Source organism: Paractinoplanes toevensis, assembly GCF_018332695.1.
Taxonomy (GTDB): Bacteria; Actinomycetota; Actinomycetes; order Mycobacteriales; family Micromonosporaceae; genus Actinoplanes; species Actinoplanes toevensis.
The window spans coordinates 35076-51432 of the sequence record NZ_BOQN01000061.1; the positions used below are offsets into that span (position 1 = coordinate 35076).

Here is a 16357-nt window from a genome sequence, read left to right on the forward strand (position 1 = left end):
GCTAGTGAGGACAGCATGACTGCGGCTAAGGAAGCTCACGACGAGGCCGCCGTTCTCGGCGAACTCGCCGAGGCTTTGCGGCGGGTGCGCCGCGGAGATCTCAAGGTCCGGCTACCACGGCGCGGCGGCGCGGCCGGTGAGGTCGCGGACGCGTTCAACGAGGTCGTCTCCCTGCAGGAGCGGCAAAATCTCGACCTGCGGCGGATCAGCCGCATCGTCGGCCGCGACGGCCGGCTCACCGAGCGGCTCGACGACGAGGGCCTCGACGGCGCCTGGGCGGACAGCGTCCGCTCGGTCAACTCGCTGATCGACGACCTCGGCCGCCCGACCACCGAGATCTCCCGGGTCATCGTCGCGGTGGCGGAGGGTGACCTTTCGCAGCACATGGCGCTGGAGATGGACGGCCGGCCACTTCGGGGTGAATTCCTCCGGATCGGCCGCACGGTGAACACGATGGTCGACCAGCTCTCCTCGTTCGCCGACGAGGTGACCCGGGTGGCCCGCGAGGTGGGCACCGAGGGTGAGCTGGGCGGCCAGGCCGACGTGCGCGGCGTGGCCGGCACCTGGAAGGACCTCACCGACTCGGTGAACCTGATGGCGTCCAACCTGACCCACCAGGTGCGCTCGATCTCGCAGGTGGCGACCGCGGTGGCCCGCGGCGACCTGTCCCAGAAGATCACCGTGTCGGCGCGCGGCGAGGTGGCCGAGCTGGCCGACACCATGAACGGCCTGACCGACACGCTGCGGCTCTTCGCCGAGCAGGTGACCAGGGTGGCCCGCGAGGTGGGCACCGAGGGCAAGCTGGGCGGCCAGGCCGACGTGCCGAACGTGGCCGGCACCTGGAAGGACCTCACCGACTCGGTGAACTCGATGGCCTCCAACCTGACGAGCCAGGTGCGCAACATCGCCCAGGTGTCGACGGCGGTGGCGAAGGGCGACCTGTCGCAGAAGATCACGGTGGCCGCGCAGGGCGAGATCCTCGAGCTGAAGGACACCGTCAACACGATGGTCGACCAGTTGTCGTCGTTCGCCGACGAGGTGACCCGGGTGGCCCGCGAGGTGGGCACCGAGGGCAAGCTGGGCGGTCAGGCCCAGGTCCGAGGAGTGTCGGGCACGTGGCGGGACCTCACCGAGAACGTGAACCAGCTCGCCAACAACCTCACCGACCAGGTCCGCAACATCGCCCAGGTCTCGACCGCGGTGGCGAAGGGTGACCTGTCGCAGAAGATCACGGTCGACGCCCGAGGCGAGATCCTCGAGCTGAAGAACACCGTCAACACGATGGTCGACCAGCTGTCGTCGTTCGCCGACGAGGTCACGCGGGTGGCCCGCGAGGTTGGTTCGGAGGGCAAGCTCGGCGGTCAGGCCCAGGTCAAGGGCGTGTCCGGCACCTGGCGCGACCTCACCGACAACGTGAACTACATGGCCTCCAACCTGACCAGCCAGGTCCGCAACATCTCGTCGGTGACCACCGCGGTGGCCAAGGGCGACCTGTCGCAGAAGATCACGGTCGACGCGCGCGGCGAGATCCTCGAGCTGAAGACCACCGTCAACACGATGGTCGACCAGTTGTCGTCGTTCGCCGACGAGGTGACCCGGGTGGCCCGCGAGGTGGGCACCGAGGGCAAGCTCGGTGGTCAGGCGCAGGTGCGGGGCGTGGCCGGCACCTGGCGCGACCTGACCGACAACGTGAACTCGATGGCCTCCAACCTGACCGCCCAGGTGCGCAACATCGCCCAGGTCTCGACCGCGGTGGCGAAGGGTGACCTGTCGCAGAAGATCACGGTCGACGCCCAGGGCGAGATCCTCGAGCTGAAGAACACCGTGAACACGATGGTCGACCAGCTGTCGTCGTTCGCCGACGAGGTGACCCGAGTCGCCCGCGAGGTCGGCTCGGAAGGCAAGCTCGGTGGTCAGGCGCAGGTGCGGGGCGTGGCCGGCACCTGGCGCGACCTGACCGACAACGTGAATTACATGGCGTCCAACCTGACCGCCCAGGTGCGCAACATCGCGTCGGTGACCACCGCGGTGGCCAAGGGTGACCTGTCGCAGAAGATCACGGTCGACGCCCGCGGCGAGATCCTCGAGCTCAAGGACACCGTGAACACGATGGTCGACCAGCTCTCGTCGTTCGCCACCGAGGTGACACGGGTCGGCCGGGAGGTCGGCGTCGAGGGCAAGCTGGGCGGTCAGGCCCAGGTCAAGGGCGTGTCCGGCACCTGGCAGGACCTCACCGACAACGTGAACCAGCTCGCCTCCACGCTGACCACCCAGCTGCGCGCGATCGCCGAGGTGTCCACCGCCGTCACCCGCGGTGACCTGACCCAGAGCATCGCGGTCGTGGCCCAGGGCGAGGTGGCCGAGCTCAAGGACAACATCAACCAAATGATCGTCACGCTCCGCGAGACCACTAAGGCGAACGCCGAGCAGGGCTGGCTCGACTCCAACCTGGCCCGCATCGGTGGCCTGCTGCAGGGCCAGCGCGATCTCGGCGAGGTCTGCCGCATGATCATGACCGAGGTGACGCCGCTGGTCGACGCGCAGCTCGGCGCGTTCTTCCTGGTCGACAACGAGCAGGCGGTCATGCGCCTCCGGCTGGCCGCCTCCTACGGCTACGTCGCCCGCAACCACGAGGTGACCTTCGGGCCGGGCGAGGGCCTGGTCGGTCAGGCCGCGGTTTCCCGCCGTACGATCCGGGTCCGCGCGACCCACGACGGCATCCTGACGATGCGCTCGGGTCTCATGTCGATGCCGCCGAACGACCTGGTCGTCCTGCCGGTGCTGTTCGAGGGCGAGATGCTGGGCGTCATCGAATTCGCCTCCGTCGCTGCATTCTCCGGGCTGCATCTGACGTTCCTGGAGCGGCTGGTCGCCACCATCGGCGTCGCTCTCAACACCATCCAGGCCAACCGGCGTACGGAAGAACTGCTCTCGCAATCGCAGCGGCTGGCCCGCGAGATGCAGGACCAGTCGGCCGAGCTGCAGCGCACCAACGCCGAACTGGAGGACAAGGCGCAACTGCTCAGCGAGCAGAAGGCCAACATCGAGACGAAGAACCGGGAGATCGAACAGGCCCGGCTCGGTCTCGAGGAGAAGGCGCAGCAGCTGTCCCGGGCGAGTGCGTACAAGTCCGAGTTCCTCGCGAACATGAGCCACGAGCTGCGTACGCCGTTGAACTCACTCCTGCTCCTGGCTCGTCTGCTCGCCGACAACTCGGAGCAGAACCTGTCCGAGAAGCAGATCGAGTTCGCCCGCACGATCCACAGTGCCGGCTCCGACCTGCTGTCGCTGATCGACGACATCCTCGACCTCGCCAAGATCGAGGCGGGCCGGATGGACGTCGACATCGACCAGATCGACTTCGACGGCGTCCGGTCGTACGTCGAGCAGGCGTTCCTGCCGCAGGCCGAGGAGAAGAACCTCGACTTCCGGGTCTCGGTGGCGTCCGACCTGCCGGAGTCGATCGTCACCGACGGTCAGCGGCTTCAGCAGATCCTGCGCAACCTGCTCTCCAACGCGGTCAAGTTCACCGACTCCGGCTCGGTGACGCTGAGCATCTTCGCGGCGCCGCCCAACACCGACTTCGACATGCCGGCGCTGGCCTCGGCCGGCCAGGTGGTGGCGTTCGCGGTGGCCGACACCGGCATCGGCATCTCGGACGAGAAGCTGGCGATCATCTTCGAGCCGTTCCAGCAGGCCGACGGCACCACCACCCGCAAGTACGGCGGAACGGGCCTGGGCCTGTCGATCAGCCGCGAGTTCGCGGCCCTGCTCGGCGGCACGATCGTGGTGTCGTCGATCCCGGGCGAGGGTTCGACCTTCACGCTGTACGTCCCGGACTCGCTGTCCCCCGATCTGGTGCCGACGCTCTCGCTGCCGTCCGAGCCGTCCACCTCGGTGGTCGTGCGCCCGGCCCAGTCGATGAACATGTCGCTGATGGAGCTGCCGGTGATCACGCCGCGGGCCGAGTTGGAGGGGCACATCAGCGCCGCCGGCCGGCAGCTCGACGGTGCGACCGTGCTGATTGTCGACGACGACGTGCGTAACGTGTTCGCGCTGACCAGCGCCCTGGAGATGCACGGGCTCAACGTTCTGTACTCGGACAACGGGGTCGACGGCGTACGTCTGCTGGCCGAGCACCCGGAGGTCGACATCGTCCTGATGGACGCGATGATGCCGGACCAGGACGGGTATGAGACGACTCGGGGCATCCGCCGTAATCAGCGCTTCCGGGACCTGCCGGTAGTGTTCCTAACCGCGAAGGCCATGCCCGGTGACCGGGAGTCGGCCCTAGCCGCCGGCGCGAGTGACTACATCACCAAGCCGGTCGACCTGGACGAGCTGATCGAGCTGATGGCCCGCTGGGTGAACGCCGACAAGAGCATCGAACCGGAGCGCGGATAGGGGGTAGGGGAGTGGCGGAACGCGCCAAGGCCCTGCTGGTCGACGACCGCAAGGACAACCTGCTAGCCCTGGAGGCCATCCTTCAGGGCCTCCCGGTGACCCCGGTCGCCGTGGAGAGCGGTGAGGCCGCGCTCAAGCAACTGCTCACCGACGATTTCGCGGTCATCCTGCTGGACGCGCAGATGCCCAACATGGACGGCTTCGAGACGGCCAGTCACATCAAGCGGCGCGAGCGCACCCGGCACGTACCCATCCTGTTCCTGACCGCCGCCGACCGGGACGCGCAGCTCGCGCTGCGCGGTTACGCGGTCGGCGCGGTCGACTACCTCACGAAGCCGTTCGACCCGTGGGTGCTGCGGGCCAAGGTGTCCATCTTCGTCGAGCTGTGGACCAAGACCCAGCAGCTCAAGGCCCAGGCCGACGCGACCCGCGAGCGGGATTCGCAGTGGCAGCGCCTCACCGAGACGGTCGACGAGGCCGCCCGAGTGCTCCGGGCGGGCGGCCACGACGCCGCGGCCGAGGCGCTGGCCCTGCTGGAGAAGGCCCGCTGGGGCAGCTAGAGAGCTTCGGGATGAGGTCCCAGCGCCCGGGCGGGCCTCCCATATCGCGGGCCTGGATCCCGCCCTGCGGGCGACGCTCCCACCTTCCGGCCACGGCACCCCGATATGCCGTCTATATCCGGCAGCGACCGGACGACCCGCGGCGGACTTGTCGAGTTCACACCCCGCTCAGTGCCGCACTTTCCAAGATCTCGCGGGGCAGCGCGGCGGGGCGAAACCGCACCACCTCTCGCGCACCCACCCCGCCCGGCGCTAGTGCAGATCGTGCGGACTTGCCGCTCTGTCCGCACGGCAAGTCCACAAGATCGGGCGTAGCCGGGGGCGGGCCAGGCCCGCCCGTAGCGGGCGCGCGGAGGGTGAGGGGCACCTGCCGGGACCGAGTGCCACGGGACTGAGCCGGCCCGTACGGAAAAGGGTTTGATCGAAAGCGCACCGAAGCCGGGGTCGGGGTTCCGTCCTTTCCGGACATCGGCGAGGCCCCCACCCGAAAAGACTTCTAGCTGTTCACGTATGGCGTGACGGCGTTGGTGAGTGCGGAGCGGAGCACCGATTTCGGGCGGGCGCCGACCAGCGTCGCGGTCACGATGCCGCCGGTGAAGAACAGCAGCGTGGGCATCGACATGATCCGGTAGGCGCGGGTCGTCGACGGGTTCTCGTCGGCGTTGATCTTGCCGATTCGCAGCCGGCCGTCGAACTCGGGGGCCAGCTCGGCCAAGGTCTGGGCCATCGGGCGGCACGGCGGGCACCAGTCGGCCCAGAAGTCGACGACGAACGGCAGGTCCGAGGCGAGCACGGTCTCGGCGAAGGTGGCGTCGGTCAGAGTGATGAGCATCGGGTCTCCCGGTTTTCGACGGCCTGGGTCAACTGCGCGTGCAGCTGCTGCCGGATCTCCGTGAGCTGCGAAAGGTAGCCGTCCACCTCGGCGAGTTTCCGGCGCAGCACCACCACCGAATCCGGGCACACGTGGCCCGCGGAGTTACCGGCGCGTAGGCACGCGACGAAGGGTTTGATGTCGTCGAGCCCGAAACCGACCGCGAGCAGCGACCGGATCTCGTGCACCACGCGCAGCTCGGCATCGTCGTACTGCCGGTAGCCGTTGCTGTCCCGCTGCGGCCGCACGAGACCCTGTTCTTCGTAGTAGCGCAGGGTCCGAGTGCTGGTGCCCGCGCGTGAGGCCAGCTCGCCGATCAACATGAGGCCGACGTTAGGCCTTCACACCGGTGTCAACGCAAGGCCCTTGTTCTAAGGTCGAGCCGGCCCCGGCGCGGGGAGTACATCGGTGCGGAAATCTGCGCGACCGGCTCTCCTGTCCGGTCCGGCAGCGGTGAACTGGAAGTTCGTGCCGACGACGGTGTCATCTATGTGGCGCCGACGCTCATCGTGCATTACGTCGAAGAGCACGGCTATCTGCCGCCGGAGCCGTTCCTCGCCGCGCTCAGGAAGCGACTGAGCTGATCATCAGGGCGCTGCGGAGGCCGGTGATGTCGAGGACGCGCATCAGGAACTCGCCGACGTTGGTCAGTGAGAGCACCGAGCGGGCGTGCTGAGCCTTGCGGCTGAGCACCACCAGGGTGCCGAGACCCTGCGAATCGCAGAATGTGACGCCCGCCATGTCGAGCACGATGCGGGGCGGCGGCTCGCCCAGGGTCTCATTGACGATGGCGGACAGGTTGGCGACCGTGAGCACGTCAATCTCACCGGCGAGGTGCAGGACGACCTCGTCGGGCGCACGCTCGACCTCGATGGTCAACTCCGGCCTCTCCACGGGCTCAGCCTATCGCCCGTGGTGGGGATCTGCCCGTCGGGCGCTCGCGTAACCGGGCGTTCCGGACATGCTGGTGTGACGCACGTACGACGTGAACAACCCTCTTGAGACGACCGAGGGGTGCCGCTGACAGAATGGGAGCCGCTGTGACCACCTCATACCGCGCCGAGGGCCTCCCGTACCCGCAGGACGCCCCGGTCTCCCAGGCCCTGTTCGACCGCGCCAGCGCCATCGTGCCCGGCGGGGTCAATTCACCCGTGCGTGCGTTCCGAGCGGTCGGTGGCACGCCCCGATTCATGTCGTCCGGCAAAGGTCCGTGGCTCACCGACGCCGACGGCCGCCGCTACGTCGACCTGGTCTGCTCGTGGGGTCCGCTGATCCACGGCCACGCGCATCCCGAGATCGTGGCCGCCGTGCAGGCCGCCGCCGCCCTGGGCACCAGTTTCGGCACGCCCACGGCCGGCGAGGTCGACCTGGCCGAGGAGATCGTCCGGCGCGCCGGGATCGACGAGGTCCGCCTGGTCAATTCGGGCACCGAGGCCACCATGACCGCGATCCGGCTGGCCCGCGGCTTCACCGGCCGAGCCAAGATCGTGAAGTTCGCCGGCTGCTACCACGGCCACGTCGACGCCCTGCTGGCCGCGGCCGGCTCCGGCGTCGCCACCCTCGGCCTGCCCGATTCACCCGGCGTGACCGGGGCGACCACGGCCGAGACGATCGTGCTGCCGTACAACGACGTGGCCGCGGTCGAGGCGGCGTTTGCCACCGACGGCACCGAGATCGCCGCGATCATCACCGAGGCCGCGGCCGGCAACATGGGCGTGGTCCCCCCGCGCGACGGCTTCAACCAGCGCCTCGCCGAGATCGCCCACGCGAACGGCGCGCTGCTGATCGTCGACGAGGTGATGACCGGTTTCCGGGTGTCGGCCGGTGGCTGGTCCGGGCTCGACCCGGTCGATGCCGACCTGTTCACCTTCGGCAAGGTGATGGGCGGCGGGCTGCCCGCGGCCGCGTTCGGCGGGCGCCGCGAGATCATGTCGCGGCTCGCCCCGGCCGGCCCGGTCTACCAGGCCGGCACGCTCTCCGGTAACCCGCTCGCCTGCGCGGCCGGCCTGGCCTCGCTGCGGCTGGCCGACGACGCGACCTACAAGCGGCTCGACGAGCTGTCCGCGACGGTGGGTGCGCTGGCCTCCGTCGAACTGAACAAGGCGGGCGTCCCGCACCGGCTGTCGTACGCCGGGAACATGTTCTCGATCTTCTTCACTGAGACCGAGGTCGTCGACTACGACACGGCGAAGACCCAGGACGCGGCCGCGTTCAAGGGCTTCTTCCACGAGATGCTCGCCCGCGGCGTCTACCTGCCGCCGAGCGCCTTCGAATCGTGGTTTGTGTCGACGGCGCTGGACGACCAGGCGCTGGAACAGATCGCGGCGGCGTTGCCGCACGCAGCACGGGCCGCAGGGGGTACGGCATGAGCAGGACCACGGTGCACGTGCTGCGGCACGGCGAGGTCTTCAACCCGACGAAGATCCTGTACGGGCGGCTGCCCAACTTCCATCTCTCCGAGCTCGGCGTGCAGATGGCCAAGGCGGCGGCCGAGTCGCTGGCCGCCCGCGACATCACGTACGTGGTGGCCAGCCCGCTGGAGCGGGCCCAGGAGACGGCCGCCCCGATCGCCGCCGAGTTCAAGCTCGACGTGGCCAGCGACGTGCGGCTGATCGAGAGCGCCAACTACTTCGAGGGCAAGACGGTGGGCGTCGGCGACGGCGCGCTGACCAACCCGCGGCACTGGTGGGTGCTGCGCGACCCCATCACGCCGTCCTGGGGCGAGCCCTACCTGCAGATCGCCACCCGGATGTTCGCGGCCGTGCAGGCGGCCCGGGTCGCCGCCGAGGGCCACGAGGCCGTCTGCGTCTCCCACCAGCTGCCGATCTGGACACTGCGCCGGTACGTCGAGAAGAAGCGACTCTGGCATGACCCGCGCCGTCGCCAATGTGGCCTGGCCAGTCTCACCTCGATTCACTTCGAGGGTTCTACCGTGGTCGGTATCGACTACTCCGAGCCGGCCGCGCACCTGGTGGCCCTGTCCGCGTCCGCCAAGACCGCCAAGGGAGCTTGACCATGCGCCGCCCCACCGTCGTCCTGACCGTCGCCGCGCTCGCGGTGGCCGGCCTGGCCGGGTGCGGCGGGGAGAACTGGGCGAAGAAGTGCACCACCACGGGCACCGTGGTGGAGTGCGCGCCGACCCAGCGCCCGCAGGTCAAGGAGGTCACCGGCGAGCTGCTCGACGGCGGGAAATACGACATCTCGCAGGACCGCGGCAAGGTCGTGGTGGTCAACTTCTGGGGCTCGTGGTGTGCGCCGTGCCGGGCCGAGGCCGATGACCTGGAGAAGACCTACCAGGACACCAAGGCCAAGGGCGTCACCTTCATCGGCGTCAACTCGCGCGACGACAAAGACTCGGCCCGGGCGTTCGAGCGCGGCCGGGTGACCTACCCGAGCATCTACGACTTCGACGGCAAGGTCGCGTTGAAGTTCGACGTGACCCAGACCAGCACCCCGGCCACGCTGATCCTCGACCGGCAGGGCCGGATCGCGGTGGCACTGCGCGCCGCCACGACGTACACCGAGCTGCAGCCGTTGGTCGAGAAGATCGCGGCGGAAGCGACCGGGTGATGGGCGAGAACTTCGCGGACATCGCCGGCAGCGGCCCGCTGCTGCTGGCGGTTGCCGTCGCGGCCATCGCCGGCCTGGTCAGCATCCTGTCGCCGTGCGTGCTGCCGCTGGTGCCGGGTTATCTCTCCTATGTGACCGGGCTGGCCGGGGCCGACCTGGACGCCGAGCGGGCCGCCGAGGTGCGCCGGAGGACCGGCCGGGTGCTGGCCGGCACGCTGCTGTTCGTGCTCGGCTTCGCGATCGTGTTCACCCTGCTGGTGACGCTGGTGGCGAACATCGGCTTCACCCTCAAGACCCACCAGGAGACGCTCGACATCGTCCTCGGCGTACTGGTGATCGTGCTCGGCCTCGGTTACCTCGGCTGGATCCCCGGCCTGCAACGGGAGATGCGGATCAGCAAGCTCCCGGCGGCCGGCCTGATCGGCGCCCCGATCTTCGGCGGTATCTTCGCGCTGTCCTGGTTGCCCTGCACCGGACCGACCCTGACCGTGGTGATCGCGCTGGCCACCACGAGCGGTCAGACCAGTCGCGCGGCAACTCTCGCCCTCGCGTACAGCCTCGGTCTTGGCATTCCGTTCGTTCTGTTCGGTCTTTTCTTCCGCAAGCTGCTCGGCGTCTTCCGGGCGATCCGCCGGCACAGCCAGTGGGTGACCAGGATCGGCGGGGCGCTGCTCATCGCGGTCGGCATCGCCCTGGTCACCGGGGGTTGGAACCACTTCCTGGTCTGGCTGCTGACCACCTTCGACTTCGGCGGAGGGACACTGCTGTGACCGTGGTGGAGGAACGGCCGGCGCCACCCGCGGCTCCGCCGCCGCGGCGCCCCAACCGCCTGTGGGCTCTGTTGCGCAACTCGTGGCGACAGCTGACTTCCATGCGTACGGCGTTGGTGCTGCTGTTCCTGCTGGCCGTCGCCGCGATTCCCGGCTCGATCTTCCCGCAGCGCGCGGTCGACTCGCAGCGGGTCACCGAGTACTACGCGGCGCACCCGAAGCTCGCCCCGGTGCTGGAGCGCCTCGGCGGCTTCGAGGTCTACGCATCGCCCTGGTTCGCTTCGATCTACCTGCTGCTGTTCACGTCGCTGATCGGCTGCGTGATCCCGCGGCTGCTCGACCACATCCGGGCGCTGCGCCTGGCCCCGCCGGACGCCCCCAAGCGTTTCGACCGCCTGCCGCAGTCCGCGCCCTCCGTCGAGAGCGCCATGACCCCGGCCGAAGCGGCCGCCATGCTGCGCAAACGCCGCTTCCGCGTGAAACTGCGCGAACATGAGGACGGCAGTGTCACGGTCTCCGCCGAGAAGGGCCACCTCAAGGAGACCGGCAACCTGATCTTCCACTTCGCGCTGCTCGCGGTGCTGATCGGCGTGGGCTTCGGGCACTGGTACGGCTGGCACGGCAACCGCATCCTGGTGGCCGGCGCCGACCAGGGCTTCTGCAACTCGCTGGCGCAGTACGACGACTCGACGCTCGGCCCCCGGGTCGACGCCGCCGACCTGCCCAACTTCTGCCTCACCCTGGACAAGTTCGAGGCCAGCTACCAACCGGACACCGGTCAGCCCAAGGGGTTCGAGGCCACCGTCGGGGTCAGCGAGAACGACGGCCCGGTCAAGACCCGCGAGTTCACGGTCAACGACCCGCTGCGGCTGCACCACGCGAACGTGCACCTCATCGGGCACGGCTACGCGGTCACCGTGCGCTTCACCGACCGGTACGGCGCCTCGCAGACCAAGACCGTCCCGTTCCTGCCGGTCGACGGCATGTTCACCAGCGAGGGCGTGGCCCAGTTCCCGGACGTGAACATCGACCCGAAGACCGACCGGCGCGACCCGGCGCTGCAGATGGGCTTCGAGGGCCGCTACCTGCCGACCGTCGGCACCGGCGCCACGTCGACGTACCCGGCCGAGAACGCGCCGGCCCTGTTCCTCACCGCCTACCGCGGCGATCTCGGTCTGGACGTGGGCACGCCCGGCTCGGTCTACTCTCTCGATCAGGGGCAGATCGAGACCGGCGACCTGAAGAATGTGAGCGGCGAACGCCCGCACGAGCTCAAGCTCGGCGAGACCTGGACCCTGGACGACGGCACCAAGCTGGAGTTTCTCGGCACCAGGCCGTATGCCACGCTGGCGATCCGCTACGACCCGACGCAGTCGCTGATCCTGGTCGGCGCGGTCCTGGGCCTGATCGGACTGATGCTGTCGCTGGGCGGCCACCGTCGTCGCGTCTGGTTCCGCGCCCTGCCAGCTTCGCCGGATTCCTCCGGCGGTACGTTGTTGGCGGCCGGTGGGCTGCCACGCACCGACTATCCCGGTTTTGCCGACGAGTTCGCGGCGTTGGTGAAGGCCGCCGAGGAAGGGAATCCCTGATGGCGGAGCTGTCGAATCAGTTGATGGCCGTGACCGTGCTGGCCTATCTGGCCGCGATGGTCCTCTACGCCGGCGAGTACGCCTTCGGGGCCAAGAGCCGGATCGGCCGGGCGGCCGTGCTGCCCGCCCGCGAGCTGGTCGGGGCCGGTGCCCCGGTGCCGGACGATCAGCCGCCCTCGCCGGTCGCGGTAGTCCCCAACAGCGGGCGGGCCGAGTGGGTCGGTCGCGCCGCGGTCGGTTTCAACCTCCTCGCCCTGCTGCTGCACCTGGGCACGCTGGTCACCCGCGGCATCGCCGCCGACCGGATGCCCTGGGGCAACATGTACGAGTACATCCTGTCGGCGACCTTCGTCGGGTCGGCGGTGTGGGCCGGTGTGCTGCTACGCCGGCCGGCCCTGCGGCACATCGGGCTCTTCGTCTCGCTGGCGCTCGTGCTGCTGCTCGGCGCGGACGGCATGATCGCCTACACCCCGGTCGGCCCGCTGGTCCCGGCCCTCCAGTCGTACTGGTTCATCATCCACGTCTCGACGATCATCCTGGCCTCCGGCATCCTGCTGATCGGCGCGGTGCCGGCCGCGATGTTCCTGATCCGGGACGGGTATGACCGAGGTAAGCGTCGTTTCCCGTACACGCTGGGCAAGAGCCTCCCCGACGCGACGCTTCTCGAGCGGCTCACCTTCCGGCTGCACGCGTTCGCGTTCCCGCTGTTCACCTTCGGCGCGCTGATCGCCGGCCCGATCTGGGCCGAGGCGTCCTGGGGCCGCTACTGGAACTGGGACCCCAAGGAGGTCTGGGCGTTCATCTCCTGGGTCGTCTACGCGGGTTACCTGCACGCGCGGGCCACCCCGAGCGTCAAGCGCACGGTGGCGACCTGGATCGCGCTGCTCGGCTTCGCGACCATGCTGATGAACCTGTTCGGCGTGAACCTGTTCTTCAGCGGCCTGCACTCGTACGCCAATGCGGGCGGCATGTAGGTCACCCACCGAGCAGCCCGCCGAGGAGCGACGGCCGCGACGGCGACGGCCGCGATGCCGCGACCGACGGTGACGGCGTGACGGTCACGCTCGGCGTCGGTGCCGCGGGTGGCGACGGCGGCTTCTCCGGCTCACCACCGCCGAGGTCGCCGAGGCAGTCCCCGGCCGTCCAGGTGTCGTAACGGTTCACCCAGTTCAGGCAGAAGCCGCCGCTGCGCTGCTGCTGGCCGGGGTCGTAACCGGTGAGCGTGGGCACGTCGTCCCGCCAGTAGCGGGCAGCGCCGCCGTCGGCCGGCCGCAGCTGCACGTTGTCGACGGTCACCTCGGGCACGTCCACCAGGGTGGGCCGGCTGGCGTCGACGTGCACCTCGACGTACTGCTCCATGAAGGCGCTCGCGCCGATCGGCAGGCGCTGGGCGGTGAGGAGGTTCCACCGGTTGTTCCACCACAGCCAGGCGGCCCACACCCCGCCGGCGTCGCTGTGCAGGTCGAGCCAGACCCGGTCGCCCGGCCGCAGCAGGTACTGGTCGTAGAACTGCCAGGTGCGGGTGTTGGTGTTGAACGTGTAGACGTGCTGCCGGCCGGGGCCGGCCCAGCCGGTCTCCGCCCAGCCCGCCTCGAGCCAGGCGATCTGGCCGCCGCCCATGTTCCGCTTGGCCATGAACCGGCCGGCGATGAAGTCGTAGCTGCGGGGCCGGATCGAGCCGTCCACCACCGAGATCCGCCCGGAGACACCGCTCCACTCACCGGCCGAGTTGGCGCCGAGGTGGTGGTAGCCGCTCGGGGTGACGCCGGTGGCCGGCCGGCTCAACTGCACCCCAGACTCGAGGATGCGCCCGGCGGCGCGGCACGCACCGGGGGTGCCCGGCCCGGCCGGCTTCGTGGGCGGCCGGGTCGACGCGGGCCCGGCCGGGCAGGCGGGCAAGCCCGCCGGCGTCGGTGTGGGCCGTGGAACGGGCGCGGCCTCGGGCGTGGCTTTCGGCCGCGGAGCGGGGGCGGCTTTCGGCTGTAGAGCGGGCGCGGTTGTGGGCCGCAGAGCGGGCGCGGCGACGCCGGAGGGCGCCGAGACGGCCGGGGCCGCGACCGCCAGCAGGGCGGTGAGCGCGGTGAGCGCACCCCAGCGCGTGGCGTTCCGAACCTTCACCGGCATCTCCCGATCCGTAACGGAGCAATCGCCCACCTCAACGCGAACCGGACATGCGGAGTGACGGTGATCGCCCGCACGCGGCGAACCGGCGCCGGTGGTGAAGACTGTTATCCATGGCGCCTCGGTTCCCGTACGACGATCTGCAGAGCTTCCTCGACGCCCTCGAGGCAGCCGGTGAGCTGCGCCGGGTCAAGGTTCCGGCCGACCCGACGCTGGAGATCAGCGAGGTGGTGACCCGTACCGTCCGAGCCGGCGGCCCGGCCCTGCTTTTCGAGCGGCCGACGCGGGGCGACATGCCGGTGGCGATCAACCTGTTCGGCACCGAGAAGCGGATGGCGATGGCGCTCGGCGTCGGCACGCTCGACGAGATCGGCGAGCGGATCGGCTCGCTGATCAAGCCGGAGCTGCCGGTCGGCTGGTCCGGCATCCGGGAGGGCATCGGCAAGGCGCTCCAGCTCAAGTCGCTGCCGCCGAAGCGGGTGAAGACCGCTCCCTGCCAGGAAGTGGTGCTCAAGGGCGACGAGGTCGACCTCGACCTGCTGCCTGGGCTGCAGGTCTGGCCCGGCGACGGCGGCATCTTCCACAACTTCGGGCTGACCCACACCAAGCACCCGGAGACCGGGAAGCGCAACCTCGGCCTCTACCGCCTCCAGCAGCATTCGAAGAACACGCTCGGCATGCACTGGCAGATCCACAAGGACTCGACCGCCCACCACGCGGTGGCCGAGCGCCTCGGCGAGCGCCTGCCGGTGGCCGTCGCGATCGGCTGCGACCCGGTGGTCAGCTACGCCGCCAGCGCCCCACTGCCGTCCGACATCGACGAATACCTGTTCGCCGGCTTCCTGCGCGGCGAGCGGGTCGAGATGGTCGACTGCCTGACCGTGCCGCTGCAGGTCCCGGCGCACGCCCAGATCGTGCTCGAGGGCTACCTGGAGCCCGGCGAGCGGCACCCGGAGGGCCCGTTCGGCGACCACACCGGCTTCTATACCCCGGTCGAGCCGTTCCCGGTGCTGCACATCGAGACGATGACCATGCGGAAGAAGCCGGTCTACCACTCGATCATCACGTCCAAGCCGCCGCAGGAGGACCACGGCTTGGGCAAGGCGACCGAGCGGATCTTCCTGCCGCTGCTGAAGATGCTGATCCCGGACATCGTCGACTACGACATGCCGGCCGCCGGTGTCTTCCACAACTGCGTGATCGTCTCGATCCGCAAGCGCTACCCCAAGCACGCGCAGAAGATCATGAACGCGATCTGGGGTGCCCACCTGATGTCGCTCACCAAGCTCATCGTGGTCGTCGACGAGGACTGCGACGTGCACGACTACGCCGAGGTCGCGTTCCGGGCGTTCGGCAACGTCGACTACGACCGCGACCTGATGATCACCCAGGGCCCGGTCGACCACCTCGACCACGCGTCCTACCAGCAGTTCTGGGGCGGTAAGGCGGGTCTGGACGCCACCCGTAAGCTGCCCAGCGAGGGCTACACGCGGGGCTGGCCGGACGAGATGGTGATGTCGCCCGAGGTCGTCGCCCTGGTGGACAAGCGGTGGAAGGAATACGGGATATGACGGCGGTAGCCGAAAAGCCGGGCAAGATCACCTCCTTCCTGCGGTTGGTGGCGATCGAGCATTCCGTTTTCGCTCTGCCCTTCGCCTATCTGTCGGCTTTCGTGGTGATGCATCGCGAGGACACCGGCATCCACTGGCTCGACCTGTTGCTGATCACGGTGGCCATGGTCTCCGGCCGCACGTTCGCGATGGCCGCCAACCGCATCCTGGATCGCAAGATCGACGCGCTGAACCCGCGCACTCGGAACCGCGAACTCGTCACCGGCGCGGTCAGCCTGCGTACGGCGTGGACCGGCGCGGCCGTCTCGCTCGTCGTCATGGCGGTCGCGGCCGGCCTGCTGAACTGGCTCTGCCTGGTGCTGTTCCCGCTCGCGGTGATTCCGCTGGTGATCTATCCGTACGGGAAGCGGTTCACCAACTACCCGCACTACATCCTGGCGCTGGCCCAGGCGGTGGCGCCGGTGGGCGCGTGGCTGGCCATCACCGGCACGTTCTCGGGTTCCGGGCCGGCCTGGCTGCTCGGCGCCGCGGTCGGCCTGTGGATCGGCGGCTTCGACATCATCTACGCCTGCCAGGACGTCGAGATCGACCGCGAGATCGGCGTGCACTCGACCCCGGCCCGCTGGGGCGTGCGCACCGCCCTGCGCATCTCCACCGTCACGCATGTCGTGACTTTCCTTCTCTTCGTCTGGTTCGGCGCCCTGGTCGGCCTGAGCTGGCTCTGGTGGATCGGTCTCGCGCTGACCGCGGCCGCCTTCGTCTACCAGCACGTCGTCGTCACCGAGAACGACCTCTCCAAGGTCAACCGGGCGTTCTTCACCGCCAACGGCTTCGTCGGCATCGCGCTGTTCGTGTTCGCGCTGCTCGATCTGACTTTGTTGTAACCGCCGGCCCATCGCCG

Annotated in this window: 14 protein-coding genes and 1 pseudogene; 11 read left to right on the forward strand and 4 right to left on the reverse strand. The window is 69.2% G+C overall.

The genetic code is table 11. From position 1 onward, the window contains the following. Positions 1 to 15: 15 nt before the first annotated feature. Both Ato02nite_RS23535 and Ato02nite_RS23540 read left to right on the forward strand, forming a co-directional pair. Positions 16 to 4404 carry a hybrid sensor histidine kinase/response regulator gene (locus tag Ato02nite_RS23535; protein WP_213008763.1) on the forward strand — a complete coding sequence of 1463 codons (4389 nt, stop codon included), beginning with the start codon at positions 16 to 18 and terminating at the stop codon, positions 4402 to 4404. 11 nt (positions 4405 to 4415) lie between these two features. Beyond that, positions 4416 to 4964, forward strand: coding sequence for a response regulator (locus tag Ato02nite_RS23540; protein ID WP_213008764.1), 549 nt, complete (start codon positions 4416 to 4418; stop codon positions 4962 to 4964). A 496-nt stretch (positions 4965 to 5460) separates the two neighbouring features. Here the strand turns inward: Ato02nite_RS23540 and Ato02nite_RS23545 are convergent, their stop codons facing one another. Together Ato02nite_RS23545 and Ato02nite_RS23550 are read right to left on the reverse strand one after the other, a co-directional pair. Then, entirely contained in the window at positions 5461 to 5796 is a 336-nt protein-coding gene (locus Ato02nite_RS23545) for a thioredoxin family protein (protein ID WP_213008765.1), read from the reverse strand. Further along, the gene (locus Ato02nite_RS23550; protein WP_213008766.1) at positions 5781 to 6158 is read right to left on the reverse strand and encodes a MerR family transcriptional regulator; all 378 of its coding nucleotides are present in this window, start codon (positions 6156 to 6158) and stop codon (positions 5781 to 5783) included. Before Ato02nite_RS23550 ends, Ato02nite_RS23545 begins: the two co-directional genes overlap by 16 nt. Positions 6159 to 6176: 18 nt before the next feature. Between Ato02nite_RS23550 and Ato02nite_RS53435 the strand changes: the two are divergent. Then, positions 6177 to 6419 (forward strand): annotated as a pseudogene (locus Ato02nite_RS53435) (DUF7919 family protein); the annotation flags it as partial. On the opposite strand, the gene Ato02nite_RS23555 reads toward Ato02nite_RS53435, so the two are convergent. Beyond that, positions 6400 to 6729 carry an STAS domain-containing protein gene (locus tag Ato02nite_RS23555; RefSeq protein ID WP_213008767.1) on the reverse strand — a complete coding sequence of 110 codons (330 nt, stop codon included), beginning with the start codon at positions 6727 to 6729 and terminating at the stop codon, positions 6400 to 6402. The pseudogene Ato02nite_RS53435 and the gene Ato02nite_RS23555 overlap by 20 nt on opposite strands. A 134-nt stretch (positions 6730 to 6863) precedes the next feature. Between Ato02nite_RS23555 and hemL the strand changes: the two genes are divergently transcribed. Genes hemL through ccsB form a run of 6 tightly spaced genes read left to right on the forward strand, consistent with a single transcriptional unit; the run spans position 6864 to position 12738 of the window. Beyond that, positions 6864 to 8204 (forward strand): glutamate-1-semialdehyde 2,1-aminomutase, encoded by a 1341-nt coding sequence (gene hemL / locus Ato02nite_RS23560; protein WP_213008768.1) that lies wholly within the window; start codon positions 6864 to 6866, stop codon positions 8202 to 8204. Then, positions 8201 to 8848: a histidine phosphatase family protein gene (locus tag Ato02nite_RS23565; RefSeq protein ID WP_213008769.1), complete on the forward strand. Its 648-nt coding sequence runs from the start codon at positions 8201 to 8203 to the stop codon at positions 8846 to 8848. The genes hemL and Ato02nite_RS23565 overlap by 4 nt, the downstream gene beginning before the upstream one ends. Positions 8849 to 8850: 2 nt before the next feature. Then, positions 8851 to 9405: a TlpA family protein disulfide reductase gene (locus Ato02nite_RS23570; RefSeq protein ID WP_213008770.1), complete on the forward strand. Its 555-nt coding sequence runs from the start codon at positions 8851 to 8853 to the stop codon at positions 9403 to 9405. Further along, positions 9405 to 10175, forward strand: coding sequence for a cytochrome c biogenesis CcdA family protein (locus Ato02nite_RS23575; RefSeq protein ID WP_213008771.1), 771 nt, complete (start codon positions 9405 to 9407; stop codon positions 10173 to 10175). The genes Ato02nite_RS23570 and Ato02nite_RS23575 overlap by 1 nt, the downstream gene beginning before the upstream one ends. Next, complete coding sequence (gene resB / locus Ato02nite_RS23580; RefSeq protein ID WP_213008772.1) at positions 10172 to 11764, forward strand: cytochrome c biogenesis protein ResB; 1593 nt, start codon at positions 10172 to 10174, stop codon at positions 11762 to 11764. Before Ato02nite_RS23575 ends, resB begins: the two co-directional genes overlap by 4 nt. Next, the gene (gene ccsB / locus Ato02nite_RS23585) at positions 11764 to 12738 is read left to right on the forward strand and encodes a c-type cytochrome biogenesis protein CcsB (RefSeq protein ID WP_213008773.1); all 975 of its coding nucleotides are present in this window, start codon (positions 11764 to 11766) and stop codon (positions 12736 to 12738) included. Before resB ends, ccsB begins: the two co-directional genes overlap by 1 nt. Before the next feature lies 1 nt (position 12739). On the opposite strand, the gene Ato02nite_RS51805 is transcribed toward ccsB, so the two are convergent. Next, positions 12740 to 13882 carry a hypothetical protein gene (locus tag Ato02nite_RS51805; protein WP_246607343.1) on the reverse strand — a complete coding sequence of 381 codons (1143 nt, stop codon included), beginning with the start codon at positions 13880 to 13882 and terminating at the stop codon, positions 12740 to 12742. A gap of 116 nt (positions 13883 to 13998) precedes the next feature. Between Ato02nite_RS51805 and Ato02nite_RS23595 the strand changes: the two genes are divergently transcribed. Beyond that, positions 13999 to 15456, forward strand: coding sequence for a menaquinone biosynthesis decarboxylase (locus Ato02nite_RS23595; protein WP_213008774.1), 1458 nt, complete (start codon positions 13999 to 14001; stop codon positions 15454 to 15456). Next, positions 15453 to 16340, forward strand: a complete 888-nt coding sequence (gene mqnP / locus Ato02nite_RS23600) for a menaquinone biosynthesis prenyltransferase MqnP (protein WP_213008775.1) — start codon at positions 15453 to 15455, stop codon at positions 16338 to 16340. Before Ato02nite_RS23595 ends, mqnP begins: the two co-directional genes overlap by 4 nt. Positions 16341 to 16357: the final 17 nt, after the last annotated feature.